14 protein-coding genes are annotated in these 13,823 nt (G+C 66.4%); all 14 read right to left on the reverse strand.

The window, feature by feature from the left end; genetic code table 11:
- Positions 1-221 precede the first annotated feature (221 nt).
- The 14 genes from D6B98_RS05370 to D6B98_RS05435 are packed head-to-tail and all read right to left on the reverse strand — an operon-like array spanning position 222 to position 13,749.
- Positions 222-1,589 carry a sensor histidine kinase gene (locus tag D6B98_RS05370; RefSeq protein ID WP_126255909.1) on the reverse strand — a complete coding sequence of 456 codons (1,368 nt, stop codon included), beginning with the start codon at positions 1,587-1,589 and terminating at the stop codon, positions 222-224.
- The gene (locus D6B98_RS05375; RefSeq protein ID WP_028135622.1) at positions 1,582-3,018 is read right to left on the reverse strand and encodes a sigma-54-dependent transcriptional regulator; all 1,437 of its coding nucleotides are present in this window, start codon (positions 3,016-3,018) and stop codon (positions 1,582-1,584) included. The genes D6B98_RS05370 and D6B98_RS05375 overlap by 8 nt, the downstream gene beginning before the upstream one ends.
- On the reverse strand, positions 3,015-4,715 hold the full coding sequence (locus D6B98_RS05380; protein WP_126255910.1) for a hydrogenase maturation protein: 1,701 nt from the start codon (positions 4,713-4,715) through the stop codon (positions 3,015-3,017). Before D6B98_RS05380 ends, D6B98_RS05375 begins: the two co-directional genes overlap by 4 nt.
- Positions 4,716-4,724: 9 nt before the next feature.
- The gene (gene hypE, locus D6B98_RS05385; protein ID WP_126255911.1) at positions 4,725-5,765 is read right to left on the reverse strand and encodes a hydrogenase expression/formation protein HypE; all 1,041 of its coding nucleotides are present in this window, start codon (positions 5,763-5,765) and stop codon (positions 4,725-4,727) included.
- The gene (hypD, locus tag D6B98_RS05390; protein WP_126255912.1) at positions 5,762-6,904 is read right to left on the reverse strand and encodes a hydrogenase formation protein HypD; all 1,143 of its coding nucleotides are present in this window, start codon (positions 6,902-6,904) and stop codon (positions 5,762-5,764) included. The genes hypE and hypD overlap by 4 nt, the downstream gene beginning before the upstream one ends.
- Positions 6,901-7,137 (reverse strand): HypC/HybG/HupF family hydrogenase formation chaperone, encoded by a 237-nt coding sequence (locus D6B98_RS05395; protein ID WP_126255913.1) that lies wholly within the window; start codon positions 7,135-7,137, stop codon positions 6,901-6,903. Before D6B98_RS05395 ends, hypD begins: the two co-directional genes overlap by 4 nt.
- Positions 7,137-9,398 carry a carbamoyltransferase HypF gene (gene hypF, locus D6B98_RS05400; RefSeq protein WP_126255914.1) on the reverse strand — a complete coding sequence of 754 codons (2,262 nt, stop codon included), beginning with the start codon at positions 9,396-9,398 and terminating at the stop codon, positions 7,137-7,139. The genes D6B98_RS05395 and hypF overlap by 1 nt, the downstream gene beginning before the upstream one ends.
- Positions 9,395-10,312 carry a hydrogenase nickel incorporation protein HypB gene (gene hypB / locus D6B98_RS05405; protein WP_126255915.1) on the reverse strand — a complete coding sequence of 306 codons (918 nt, stop codon included), beginning with the start codon at positions 10,310-10,312 and terminating at the stop codon, positions 9,395-9,397. Before hypB ends, hypF begins: the two co-directional genes overlap by 4 nt.
- Positions 10,312-10,653 carry a hydrogenase maturation nickel metallochaperone HypA gene (gene hypA / locus D6B98_RS05410; protein ID WP_126255916.1) on the reverse strand — a complete coding sequence of 114 codons (342 nt, stop codon included), beginning with the start codon at positions 10,651-10,653 and terminating at the stop codon, positions 10,312-10,314. The genes hypB and hypA overlap by 1 nt, the downstream gene beginning before the upstream one ends.
- Positions 10,646-11,734, reverse strand: coding sequence for a nickel-dependent hydrogenase large subunit (locus D6B98_RS05415; protein ID WP_126255917.1), 1,089 nt, complete (start codon positions 11,732-11,734; stop codon positions 10,646-10,648). Before D6B98_RS05415 ends, hypA begins: the two co-directional genes overlap by 8 nt.
- Positions 11,731-12,240 (reverse strand): [NiFe]-hydrogenase assembly chaperone HybE, encoded by a 510-nt coding sequence (gene hybE / locus D6B98_RS05420; protein WP_126255918.1) that lies wholly within the window; start codon positions 12,238-12,240, stop codon positions 11,731-11,733. Before hybE ends, D6B98_RS05415 begins: the two co-directional genes overlap by 4 nt.
- Positions 12,237-12,446: a rubredoxin gene (locus tag D6B98_RS05425; RefSeq protein WP_097659208.1), complete on the reverse strand. Its 210-nt coding sequence runs from the start codon at positions 12,444-12,446 to the stop codon at positions 12,237-12,239. The genes hybE and D6B98_RS05425 overlap by 4 nt, the downstream gene beginning before the upstream one ends.
- Complete coding sequence (locus D6B98_RS05430) at positions 12,443-13,306, reverse strand: hydrogenase expression/formation protein (RefSeq protein ID WP_126255919.1); 864 nt, start codon at positions 13,304-13,306, stop codon at positions 12,443-12,445. Before D6B98_RS05430 ends, D6B98_RS05425 begins: the two co-directional genes overlap by 4 nt.
- Positions 13,303-13,749: a thioredoxin domain-containing protein gene (locus D6B98_RS05435; protein WP_126255920.1), complete on the reverse strand. Its 447-nt coding sequence runs from the start codon at positions 13,747-13,749 to the stop codon at positions 13,303-13,305. Before D6B98_RS05435 ends, D6B98_RS05430 begins: the two co-directional genes overlap by 4 nt.
- Positions 13,750-13,823: the final 74 nt, after the last annotated feature.

Consider the following 13,823-nt stretch of genomic DNA (forward strand, 5'->3'; position numbering starts at 1 on the left):
GGCTCACAGGGACTACCCGCCCTGCCCGCGCCATCTCGTGCCGACGCTGCCGCGTCCACCGCAAGCCCGGCTCGCGATTCAAGACGACCTCGAGATCGCCCCTCTTGGTTGAGCCGGGATGGCCGACACATACGCCAAAACCGAATTTCGGTAAAGTGGAATATTTTCGGCGAAGCGGGTTGACAGCGGGGCGACACAGGCGCGGGTCCCGTAGCCCGCGCCTAGGCCGCCGGCAGCGCGAACGAGAATGTCGCGCCGCCTTCGGGCCCATAGCCTGCGACCAGCTCGCCGCCGTGCTCGCGCACGATGCCGTAGCTGATCCAGAGGCCAAGTCCCGTGCCCTCGCCGACCCGCTTGGTCGTGAAGAACGGCTCGAAGATGTGGCTGATGTGATCCTTGTCGATTCCCGGTCCGTTGTCCGAGATCCGGAACAGGATTTCGTTGCCCTTGCGTACCGCCGAGACCACCAGCCGCGGCGCTTCCGTGCCGCGCATCGCGTCGATCGCGTTCTCCACGAGATTGACGATCACCTGGTGCAATTGCCCCTCGTTGCCGCAGACCCAGAGCTCCGGCTCGATCTCCAACTGCAAGTCGATGCGCACCTGCTTGGTGCGCACGGCCCACAGCACCGCGGTGTTGATGAGCCGTTCAATGTTGACGCGCTCGACCTCGCCGAGCTTGCTGAAGGACAGCCGGCGCAGATTCTTCACGATTTCACTGATGCGGACCGCGCCTTCCAGCGTGCCCTCGATCAGCGGACCGAAATCCTCCAGGATCTCATCGATGCGCAGACTCCGCCGCTTGGCCGCGAGGTCGTCCTCCTTGGCCTCGCCGTGGACCGCATCGAGATAGGCGGCGATCGCGGTGCGGTAGCGCATCAGGGTATGGACGTTGCCATAGACGAAACTGATAGGATTGTTCAGCTCGTGCGCGACGCCCGCAACGAGACGGCCGAGGCTGGCCATCTTCTCCTGCTCGACCAATTGCCGCTGGGCACGCTGCAACTCGTGATGTGCCTTGTGCAGCTCCTCATAGGCGCGGCGAAGCTCTCCGATCGGGCGGCCGGTCAGCACCACGCCGATGAAGCGTCCGCGATGATCGTGGCGGGGAGAGGCGTTGATGGCGAACAGATCCGAGCTGCCGCTCTCGGCTGAAAACCGCAGCTCGCCGTCGACGACATCGGAGGCGCTGCGCGGCTTCAGCAGCGGGATCAGCTTGGCCCTGTCCTTGATATCGATGACGTCGGCGATGTTCCTGCCGACGATGTCCGTCACGCTGCAGCCGAGCGTGTGCTGGAAGGCGGAATTGACCTGCTGCACCAGTCCTTTCGCGTCGCAGACGATGAGGATGTCGGAGACGGATTCGATGACGTTGGTGACGAAGGCCTGCGCCTCCTCCAGCTCCGCATTCTTGTGCTCGAGGTCGACCTCGTAGCGGAGGAGGTCGGAATAGACCTCGTCCATCTTGCGGATGACCTCGATCCAGGCGCCCTCGCGCTCCTGATCGAGCTCCATCGCGCCACGCTTGGCGATCAGCTTGAGCAGCGTTTCGGGCTCGCTGGCTCCAGGGGGGTGCGTCACCTCAGGCATTCTTCCTCAAATCATACCTGGACAGCTTGTTCCTGAGCCCGACACGCGACAACCCGAGCTCGTTGGCGACCCGGCTGATATTGCCTTCGTACCGCTCCAGGGTGCTGATGATAACCGCCTTCTCCAGATCCTCCACCTTGTCCTTGAGGGTCGCCGAGCCGTTCAATTTGCCCTGGATCGCCGCCGCCGGCGGCTTGCCGTTGCGCCGGCCGAGCAACGGCGGCGCCTGCAATTCATCCGCGTCCGCCAGCACCACCATGCGCTGGATCTCGTTCTGCAACTCGCGGACGTTGCCGGGCCAATGGTACCTGGCGAACGCTTCGAGCGCGGACGCGGCAAAGCGCAGGCCCGGCCGGTTGAAGGAGGTCTTCACCGATGACAGCACCCCTTCGGCGATCAACGAGACATCCATCGGGCGCTCGCGCAAGGCCGGCATGTGGACGGGAAACGCCGCCAGGCGATAGTAGAGATCGCGCCGGAAGCGGCCGGCCTCGACCTCGGCTTCGAGATCCCGGTTGGTCGCCGCCACGACACGGACGTCGACCTTGCGCACCCGCTGCGCGCCGAGCGGCCTGATCTCGCTCTCCTGCAGAACGCGCAACAGCTTGACCTGGAATGCCGGCGAGGTCTCGCCGATCTCGTCGAGGAAGATGGTGCCGCCGTCGGCGACCTCGAACAGGCCGATCCTGTCCTGATAGGCGCCGGTGAAGGCGCCCTTCTTGCAGCCGAACAGCTCGCTTTCGAGCAGCTCGTCCGGCAACGCGCCGCAATTTTCGACCACGAAAGCCTTGTTGGCGCGCGCCGAGCCGTAGTGAATCGCGCGTGCAAGCAGCTCCTTGCCGGTCCCGGACTCGCCCGTGATCAGCACGGAGATGTCGTAGTCTGCGGCGCGCCTGCCGAGCTCGATCACCTTGTGCATGGGGCTTTCCGGCGAATGCACGATGCGGTCGAAATCATAGAGCTGCTTGGCGACCCCGCGCTTGACCGAGACGACCTTCTTGATATGCCCCGGCGTCGCCTTGACGTCGACGCCGGCGGTTTCCGTCTCCTTCTGCAGGCGATAGAGCTGCACCGCCTCCTTGACGATGTCGACCAGCCGCTCCGGCTGCCAGGGCTTCGTGATGTATTGATAGATGCCGGCCTCGTTGAGGCCCGCAATGATATCCTCCGAATCGGAATAGCCGGAGATGATCATCCGCACCGGATCGGGCCACAGCTCCCGCACGCGCTTCAGGAAGCTCACGCCCGACTCGTGCGGCATGCGCTGGTCGCACAGGATGGCGTGGACGATCTCGCCTTCCAGCAGCTTTTCCGCATCGGCCGCATTGCCGGCGCACAGCACCTCAAAATCCTCCCTGAGAACGCGGCGCAGCGCTTCCTGCGAACGGACTTCGTCGTCGACGACGAGAATGGTTCCCAGAACGCTCATGAGGGCACCACCACGGCTCTCTGCCGGTCGGTCGTCCGCCGCGCCCGGTGATTGGCGATGGTCAGAGGCGTGCGCGACTTCGGCACCTTGTGGATGAAGTTGTAGCGGGCGACGTGGTAGCTCGGATCGAAGCCGTAGAAATTGAGCCTCATCCGCCGCAGCTCCTCGTCACGATAGGCTTGCAGGGGCTTTTCGGCCTCGTCCGCCGCGCGGCGCCTTTTCTTGTCGGCGAGACGGGCCGCGAAGCCATGATCCGCGCCTGCAGCAGCTGCGAGCTTGACGAGGCTTTCGCGTGCCAGCTCGTCGCGTGCGAGGACGCGGTCGACGATACCGAGGCGCTGCGCCTCGGCGACGCCCATCGGCAGCCGGCACTGCGTGATCCGGGTCGCGTTCCCGGCGCCCGCACGGCGCGGCAACAGATAGGTCCAGTACTCGGAGCCGAACAGATTGCCCATGTCCTTGTAATGCGGATTGAGCACGATCTGATCGCTGGCCCAGACCTCGTCGGCCGCCAGGCTCAGGAACACGCCCCCCGCCCCCGCGTTGCCGCGAATGACCGATATCACGAGCCGGTCCGTGGTCTCGATGATCGCGCGCGCCAGATCGTCGATGGCGTTGATGTTGCGCCAGGATTCATCGGCGGCACTGTCGGCGGCCTCGATCTCGGCCAGATGAATGCCGTTCGACCAATAATCGAAACCACCGGTCAGGAGCAGCACCTTGGTCGGGCGCGCCAGCGCGGCGCGGTAGGCATCCCGCAGCGCTTCACAATCATCCGTCGACATGGCGCCGTTGTAGAAGGAGAACTGCAACTCGCCGACCTCGCCGTGCTCGCGATATTGAATCGGAGCATAGCCGCAATCCGGCCGCCGCGGCAGGCAGGCTGCCTGTCCGGCGAAAACCTTTGCCGCGGATCGCTTCAGGCTCTTCGGCGCGAGCTGCCGCACATGGCCGATCCAGACTGCTCCGTCGACCGTCGCACGGGCCAAAGCGCCATCGCATTGGGCCACGATCGTGCCAGGAATGCCGGAGATATCCCGCGCTTCATGGACGTCGAACAGCCGCACGTCCTGGAAGAACAGGCTGTCGACCAGGCCCGGCATGCCATCGGCGCTGTTGATCTTGCGCAGCACGGTCTCGGTCGTGTCGTGCTGCCAGTCGATCGCCCGGTCCGACTGGCGGCAGGGACCGCGCACGCGAATGCGCGCGTCGTTCGCACGCATCGGCTGCGGCGTCGGCCGTCCCGCTTCGATCGCGTCGAGGGCTTCCAGCACCGCTTCAACCGCGCATTGGGTCACCTCGTTGCGGTAGATGCTGGATTTCGCAGCGCGCCGCATCGGAAACGTGCGGAACGCCCAGACCGGACCGGCATCGAACTCGCCGTCCGCCTGTAGCACGGTGACGCCCCACTCGGTTGCTCCGTCGAGAATGGCCCAGTCGAGCGCGGCCGGGCCGCGGTCGCCGGGCGGGCCGGGATGCACGATCAGGCAGCGCACGCTGCGCCAGACATCTTCGGGAATCGCCCGCTTGAGGAACGGCGCGATCACCAGGTCCGGCCGGCACAGCGCCACGCTTTCCCGCGTGACGTCGGCGTGGATGTCTAGCTCGACCGAGACCTCATGGCCGCGCTCGCGGAGCTCGATATGGAAGCGCTGCGTCAGGCTGTTGAAAGAATGCGATAGCAGCAGGATACGCATCGGGATCCCTCAACAAATCCGCGGCAATTGCTCGCCCGACAACCAGTCGACGATCCGCCCGCCGCCGAAGCTCGTCGCCATCTGCACGAAATGATGGTCGTCGGCGACGGCTTCGCCGATGTCGGCGGCATCGCGGCCGAGCGGATGTCTCCGCATCGCGGCAAGCACGGCAGCGGCGATTTCGGGCGCGACGATCGCGACCAGCTTGCCCTCGTTGGCGACATGGAGCGGATCGAGCCCGAGCAATTCGCAGGCCGCCGCCACGCCCGGCTTGACCGGGATCTCCTCCTCACGAAGGTGGAAGCCGAGCCTCGATTGCTGGGCGATCTCGTTCAGCGTCGCGGCGAGCCCGCCGCGGGTGGGATCCCGCATCAGGCGGATACCGGCGCCGCCGGCTTCGACCATCCCGGCGACGAGATCGTTCAGGGCCGCCGAATCCGACACGATCTCGGTCTCGAAGGCGAGATTCTGCCGCTTCGACATGATCGCCACGCCGTGATCGCCCAGGGTGCCCGAGATCAGGACGCGATCGCCGGCGCGCGCGTTCTCGGCCGACAGATCGAGCCCGTCGGGGACAATCCCGACCGCGGATGTCGAGATGAACAAGCCGTCGGCCTTGCCGCGCTCGACCACCTTGGTATCGCCGGTAATGATGTGAACGCCGGCCGTGCGCGCCGCCTCCCCCATCGAGTCCGCAATCGTCTTGAGGTCGGCGAAGCGAAATCCCTCCTCGATGATGAAGCTTGCCGACAGATAAAGCGGCTTTGCACCGGCCATGGCGATGTCGTTGACCGTGCCGTGAACCGCGAGCGAGCCGATATTCCCGCCGGGAAAGAACAGCGGCGAGACCACGTAGCCGTCGGTGGTCATCACCATGCGCCCGGCGCCGACGTCGAAGGCCGATTGGTCGTTGCCACGCGCCAGCCATTCATTGCCGAAGGCCTCGTGGAACAGCCCCGAGATCAACTGCGCCATGGCGCGGCCGCCCGAGCCGTGGGACAGGTCGACGCAGCCGTTCTTGATATCGAGCTTGCGCTGATAGGCCTTCATGACGCCCGCCTCTGCTGGTGGTCGCGGAAGCGGCCGTAGGTCCAATGGGCGGCACAGGCGCCTTCCGAGGAGACCATGCAGGATCCCATCGGCGTCTCCGGGGTGCAGACGGTGCCGAACAGCTTGCAGTCGACCGGCTTCTTCACGCCGCGCAGGATGGCGCCGCATTCGCACGCCGGGTTGTCGTCGACGCAAAGCTCGTTCATGCCGAAGCGGGCCTCGGCGTCGTATTGCGCGTAGGCGCGCTTCAGCTTCAGCCCGCTATAGGGAACCTGCCCGAGCCCACGCCATTCGAACTGGTCGCGCAGCTCGAAGATGTCGGAGACCTCCTCCTTGGCGCGCAGATTGCCGTCGCGCGTGACCGCGCGGCTGTACTGGTTCTCGACCTCGTGCCTGTTCTCGTTGACCTGGCGCACCAGCATCAGGATCGCCTGCATCATGTCGAGCGGCTCGAAGCCCGAGATCACCACCGGCTTGCCGAACTCTTCGGCGAAGAACTCGTAAGGCGCCGTGCCGATGATGGTCGAGACATGCGCCGGCCCGACGAAGCCGTCGATCTCGACGCGGCCGATGTTGCGGATATCAGGACTCTCCAGAATGTTCTGCATGGCGGGCGGGGTCAGCACGTGATTGCAGAACACGCTGAAGTTCGAAAGCTGCTTCTTCTCGGCCAGCCGGATCATCACCGCGGTCGGCGGCGTGGTGGTCTCGAAGCCGATGGCGAAGAACACGATTTCGCGCTCGGGGTTTTCCTGCGCGATCCTGACGGCGTCGATCGTGGAATAGACCATGCGGACGTCGGCGCCCCGTGCCTTCGCCTTCAGGAGCGAGGCGCCCTGCGAGCCGGGGACGCGCATCAGATCGCCATAGACGCACAGGATCACCTCGCTACGCTCTGCAAGCCGGATCGCCATGTCGATGCGCCCGGCCGGCAGCACGCAGACCGGGCAACCGGGTCCGTGGATCATCCGCACGTTGTTCGGCAGCATGTCTTCCAGGCCGTAGCGCGAGATCGCGTGCGTGTGGCCGCCGCAGAACTCCATGAAACGATACGGCCGCCCCGGATGGGTCTCCGCGCGAATCGTCTTCGCGAGCCCCAGCGCGATCTCCTTGTCGCGAAACTCGTCGGCATATTTCATGGCGCCACTCCCTGCCCCTCGAGGCTCAGCTCGCGCAACAATTCGAGCGTGCGCCGCGCCTCTTCCGGATCGATCTTGGTCAGGGCATAGCCGACATGGATGATCACGTAGTCCCCCACCGCAAGGTTCTCGATCAGGGCGACCGAGATCTCCTTGCTGACGCCGTCGATCGAGACGATGGCCATCTCGTCGGGCAGGAGTTGCGTGACCTCCGCGGGTATCGCGAGACACATCAGGCGGTTCCTTCCAGATCTTGCTGTTCGAGGAGTCCCAGCGCGGCAATCCAGGCCTGGCCCAGGCTGAGGCCGCCGTCGTTGGGCGGCATCTGGCGCGGCAGCAGCGGCGAGAGGCCGGCTGCGATGCAGCCGCGCTCGATCTCGTGCGACAGGATCGCGTTGAGGAAGCATCCGCCGCTCAAGGCGACGGTGCTGATGCCCGTCGCGCGCGCCGCGCGGCCGATCCAGTCGACGCAGGCCGCGGCAAGCGTGCCGTGGAACAATTCGGCGCTTTCGACCGGATCGATGGTCCCGGTGGCCAGGCGCTCGAACAGCGGAGCCAGGGACAGCACGCCGCGCTCGATCACCCAGCCGTCTTGCGCGATGCGCGGCGTGCGCACCCGCGCCTCCAGCTTCATCGCGGCTTCGCCCTCGTAGCTCTGCACCGGGCAGAGGCCCAACAGCCCCGCGGCCGCATCGAACAACCGGCCGGCGCTGGTCGTCGTCGGCACGCCGGGCTGGTCCAGCACGGCGCCAAGGCGCGAGGCCTGCGGCTGCGCATCGAACCGCGTCGCGATCGCATCGCCGCGTCTCATGCCATGCAGCACGCTCGCGCCCATGCGCCAGGGCTCGCGCGCGGCGCGGTCGCCGCCCGGCATCTTCATCGGCGCCAGATGTCCGAGCCGCCGGAAAGTAGCGCCGTCGCATGCGAGGAGCTCGCCGCCCCAATTGCCTCCGTCGCTGCCGTAGCCGAAGCCGTCGAGCACCAGGGCCAGCGCCGATCCTGCGATGCCATGTTCGGCCATCACGGAGGCCGCATGGGCGTGGTGGTGCTGGACCGCAATCAGCCGCTTGCCGCTGGCCTCGGCGAAGCGCGTCGAGGCCATGTTCGGATGCAGGTCGTGGGCGACGACGACCGGCTCGATGTCTAGCGTCGAAAGCAAATGGTCCACCGTCTCCTCGAAGAAGCGAACGCCTGCCGCAGTGTCGAGGTCGCCGATGTGCTGGGAGACGAACGCCTCGTTGCCGCGCGTGACCGTCACCGTCGCCTTCAAGGCCCCGCCGACCGCCAGGATCGGCGGCACCGACCGCGCAAGGCGAACCGGCTCGGGCACGTAGCCGCGGGCGCGGCGGATGAATTGCGTCCGGCCCGCGACCACTGCCACGACGGAATCGTCGGCACGGGTGACGATGTCGCGGTCGTGCGTGATGACGAGGTCGGCAATGCCGGCAAGGCATCGCTCGGCTTGTCGATTGTCGATCAGGAGCGGCTCGCCGCCGGGATTGGCGCTGGTGGCGACGATCGCCCAGCTTGCGCCGGCCCGCGCATGCGCCGCATTCAGTGCAGCGAAGATCAGGTGATGGAGCGGCGCGACCGGCAGCATGACGCCGAGACGCGACAGCTCCGGTGCGATGGCCGGCGCGAGCCGATCGCGCGATCTCAGCAGCACGATGGGGCGTGGCGAGCTTTCCAGCAGCGCAAGCTCGGCGGTCTCGGCGTCGGCGAGATCGGCAACCGCGTCCACCGAACCGACCATGACGGCAAACGGCTTCTGGTCGCGCTGCTTGCGCTGCCGCAGCCGCCGCACGACCTCGTTATCGCGCGCATCGCAGAGCAGCTGATAGCCGCCGAGCCCCTTGATCGCGACGATCCTGCCACCGGCGATCGCTGCGGCAATGTCCGCAATCTCGTGACTGAGCCTTGGGCCGCATGCCGGGCAGGCAATCGCCTCGGCATGGAACCGGCGGCTGTCGGGGTTGGCATAATCGTCCGCACAGGCTCTGCACATCGCAAAGCCCTTCATGGCCGTGGCCGAACGGTCGTAGGGCAGCCGCTCGGCGATGGTGTAGCGCGGGCCGCAATGGGTGCAGTTGATGAAGGGATAGCGATGAAAGCGGCTGCTCGGGTCGAACAGCTCGCGCAGGCATTCCTTGCAGGTCGCAGCGTCGGCAACGATGCGGGTCGACACCCTGCCCTGCTCGCTGGCGCGGATGCAGAACCCCTCGCTCGCCAACGTCCCGACCGGATGCACCGAGATGTCGTCGATGCGGGCAAGCGGCGGCTTTTCCAGCGGCAGCGCCGCGATGAAGTCGGCGGCGCGCTCGCCCTCGACCTCGATGATGACCCCGTGCGGATCGTTGGCGACGAAGCCGCCGAGACGATAGCGCGTGGCGAGGCCGTAGACATAGGGGCGAAAGCCGACGCCCTGCACCGCGCCGCGCACGTGCAGACGCAGTCTCCTCACCTCGGGCACGTTCGTCCCACCGTCCATCGTCATCCCTGCATGGCCATCTCGGCCCGCTTCGCCTTGGCCCGGCGCTTGCGGATCCAGGCATAGAACGCCGAAAACCCCTCGCCCGTGCGCGCCGACACCGTCATCACCTCGATGCCAGGGTTGACCCGCCGGGCATATTCGACGGTCCTGGCAAGGTCGAAATCAAGCACCGGCGCGAGATCGATCTTGTTGATCAGCATCAAGGACGCCGCCGCGAACATGTCAGGATATTTCAGCGGCTTGTCCTCGCCCTCGGTGGTCGAGAACACCACGATCTTGCAGGCCTCGCCGAGATCGAACGCCGCGGGGCACACGAGGTTGCCGACATTCTCGATGAAGAGGATGCCGCCGTTCAGCCAGGGCAGCCGGTCATAGGCCTGGCCGACCATGGCGGCATCGAGATGACAGCCTTTTCCGGTGTTGACCTGGATCGCCGCGACGCCGGTGGCGCGGATGCGTTCGGCATCGTTGGAGGTCTGCTGGTCGCCCTCGATCACGCCGATCGGAAAGCTGTCCTTCAATTCCGAGACCGCGCGAACCAGCAGCGAGGTCTTTCCGGCGCCCGGGCTCGACACCAGGTTGAAGGCAAGCACGTCGTCGGCAAGGAAGCGCGCGCGATTGTCGGCGGCGAGCCGATCGTTCTTGCCGAGAATGTCGCGCTCGACCTGGATGATGCGGTCGCTGCTCATGCCGGCGATCTCTTGACCAGCCGGATTGGCGCCGCAATCGAGCACCCCCGCCTCGTCCTTGGCGTGGTCAGGGTGATGAGGGTGAACATGGTCGTGGCCGTGCCCATGACCGTGATGATGATGGTGCCCGCCGTGACCATGGTCATGGTCATGAGCATGAGCATGATGATGATCATGCGCGTGTTCGATAGACGCCTTGCCGTCGCCGCAGCCGCAGACCGTGCACATCAGTCGACCTCCAGTTCCCTTACGCGCATCTCTTCCCCGCCCGTCACCTGCAATTGATAGCCGCCACAGCAGGGGCACGGCTCGTAGCGCTGCTTGATCTCGACGCTCCTGGAGCAGGCCATGCACCAGGCCGTTCCCGGGGTCTCGACGATCTCGAGCGTTGCGCCGCGCGCGATGGTCTGTGCGGCGACGGCCTCGAAGCAGAATTTCATCGCCTCCGGCGCGACATGGCTGAGCGCACCGATCTCGAGGCAGACCACATTCACCTTGGCGAAGGAGCGCTTGCGCGCCTCCTCCTCGACGATGCCGATGATGCCTTCGCAGAGCGCCATCTCATGCATGGCCCACCTCGCGGAAGTCGAGATTGAAACCGACGCAAGGGTCGAACGAGCCGACCAGTGCGCGCACCGCGTCCTGGCCGCGCCGGCCGGCAGTCAGCACCGCTCCCTTGAGGCTCCGGACCAGCGGTCCGCGGGCGTGGAAATTCCACTCGGTCGGCGCCAGGAACTCGAAATTGACGATGCGGTCCGCCTCGTCGAGGACGACGGCGTGGTAGAGCCGGCCCCGTGCACATTCGACCACCGCGGCCCCCTTGCCCGCAGCGAGCCGATAGCTCGCGACGACGCCATCGTCGAGTTCCTCGTCGCCGCGCTCGAGCCAGGCGCAGAGCCGCGCGACCTCGGCGATGCGCGCCTGGAGTCGCGCGGCCGAGCCCGCCGCCGGCAAGACGGGTCCGCGCCGCGCCCACCGGGCCCAGACACCGGTTTCCGGAATTTTACCGCAGAGCTCCGGCGCGTCGGAATAGGCGGCCCCACCCGCAAGCAGACGTGTAACGACGTCGAGATCGTCGGCCGCCGTCAGGAACGATTGCTCGACCAACGGCGGCGACAATTCCTCACCCTCGCAGCGTTCGACATGGACAGCGAGCGCGCTGCCCGGCGCGAGAGCCTGGCCTTCGCCGGCAATCCCCAAGCCTGCGAGCGCGGCCTTGATCTGGGCCACGGCCTCACGCCGCAAGGTTTCCGAGACGCCTTCGCTGGCGCCGCCGAGGACCATGCTCGCCTGCATCATGGCGCGCACGGCGGCAGCGCTCGCGCCGTCGAGCGCGAGCCGGCCGACGAACAGGCTGCGCAGCAATTCGGTCAGCCGCTCGGCGACGACCGCCGTAACGCGGCTGCGCGCCGCAGTTGGCGTCGCCTGCTGCCCTTGCGCGGCCTCGACCGCCGACAGGAACGCCACCTGATGTGCGACCGAGCAGAGCGAGAACAGCCGCGGCAGCACCGGAAGCAGGGACGAGGCCTGCTTTCCCGCGAACAACCGCGTCAGCGGCGGCCGGCTGCGCGGCTGGATCGCGACGTCGGCGATGGTGCCGCCGGCAAGCCACACCGTGATGTCGATCTCGTTGCGGAACGCCAGGCTCATCCGCGCCGCTCCGCCAAGGTGCCGCGCAGGAAGCTACGCCGATCGATCGGGGTTGTCGCGGGCTCGCGGCGGCGAACCGCCTCCTCGCTGTCATCAGGCAGCATCAGCTCGGCAAGCGCGGCTTCGGCCGTCGCCCGCGCGGCAGCCATGTCGGCGAACTGGAACATCGGCGAGAACAGCGAGCAGCTCGCGATCGGCCCGATCTGCCCGACTTCGCTGAGGGCGAACTCGATGTCGCCTGCGGGAAAACGAATTCGCAAGCTCGTGCCCGACGTCGCTCGCATGGCGCCCGCCGGCATCACGACGTTCATGAACCATGGCGTGACCATGATGCCGATTATCGTGCCATTGAACCGGCGGAAGCCGACCGCCTCGACGCCGAGCGCATCGTTGTAGATCGGCAGATCGCGCATCGCGCGATCGCCGATGTCCCGATAGCTTGCGGCCAGAAGCTCGCCCCACGCGACGGCGTCCGCGGCACCGGGATCTGGCGCGGCTCCCGTCATGCTTCGATCGCCATGAACTTGGATTTTGGCGCGTCGCAGTTCGGGCAGTGCCACTCCTCCGGCAGCGCCGCGAATGGCGTGCCCGGTGCGATCTGCGCTACCTCATCGCCATCCGCCGGATCGTAGACGGTCCAGCAGATGCCGCATTCCAGCCGCGTGGCCTCGGTGACGTCCTGGCGCACGCCGAAGTTCTCGAAGGCGCTCATTTGAAATAGGCCTCGATGATTTCGTGCAGCCGCTCGGCGGAATCCTCGAAATCCTCGTCCGCGGCCAGCGCCACGGTCGGCACGCCGCCGACCTCGAGCGTATCGAGAATGATGGTGTCCATGGCGTTGAAGAACTGCACCGACCAGACATTGCGGATGCCCGTCGACAGCACCCGGCAGGTGCCATAGCCGCGCGACACGAGCTGGATCGGTCCGTTGCGGATCGTGTCCTGCAAAAAGCTCATGTCCACCGGGCTCATCGGCAACAGGGTGAAGTTGATGATCTGCGAGCGGATGCCGGGCCGCCAGGCCAGCGCGCGCTCGCGGATCTCGGCGAGCACCGGCAGCACGTTCATGGCGCCTTCCGGCACCGGCCCGATCTCGAAATCGGCGGACGTCAGATCGGCGGCGGCCCGCTTGACGATCTCCGGGATGGCGCCGAGTTCGAGATATTCGGAAGCAGCGTCGGTCTCGAGCCGCACGCGCCAGATTCCCGCCAGGACCGATTCCTGGATCTGGGCCAGCGATCCGTCCGGCAGCGCAACGACCCCGCCGACCTCGCCTTCGCCTAGCACGTCGGCTATGAGCTTGCTCTCGAGCTCGTTGAGATTGGCGAGCCGGAACAATTGGGTGGGGGCATCGGCCTTCTGGCCCGCGATGGCTTGCGCGATCTTCGAGAGCAGCGCGACCGCGTTCGGGCAGCGCTCGGCAAGCTCCACGCTGTCGAGCGTTGCAAGCTTTGCCAGCGCTCCGGCCGCCGTCAGGCTGCCTTTCGATGCATTGAGACTTTCCTCGCCGATCGGAAACACGCTGACCGGTTGCTCGGCGCCTTCGGGCGCATCCCAGAATCCGACCTTCATAGCTCGACACCTTGCGCGCGATGCTGGGGAACGATGGTGACGGCGACCGCGGCGGTCTGGCCGCGCGGTCGGTCGATCAGCTTGGTGATGCGGTCGATATAGACCGACCAGTCCTGGATCTTGGCGATCAGACCCAGGGTCTCGCCCTTGGCGACGAGGATCAGCGTCGGCTGCACCCGCACGCCAAAGCGCTGGCCGAGCGCGCTCTCGTCGCCGCGGGCAATGATCGCGCCGCGCAGCCGGCCGTTGAACGCGGTGATCAACTCCGGCAACACCACGGCGACGTCGATCGCCTCGGGGAAACGGTTGGGATCGCCTGCCGACAGCAGCACCGCGACCGCGCCGGCCTCATCGGCCGCGCCAAGAAAACGATCGACCGTCGCGGCATTGACCTCGGTCAGGCCGTGCCGCGTCAGATCCTGCTTCGCCACCTGGAATTCCATCAGACCTCCCTGACAAGCTTATGATTTTGCTCGGGACAGGATTAGCAAGGCACATGCCAGGACATTCCAGCAGT

It is taken from the genome of Bradyrhizobium sp. LVM 105 (genome assembly GCF_003957705.1).
GTDB lineage: Bacteria > Pseudomonadota > Alphaproteobacteria > Rhizobiales > Xanthobacteraceae > Bradyrhizobium > Bradyrhizobium frederickii.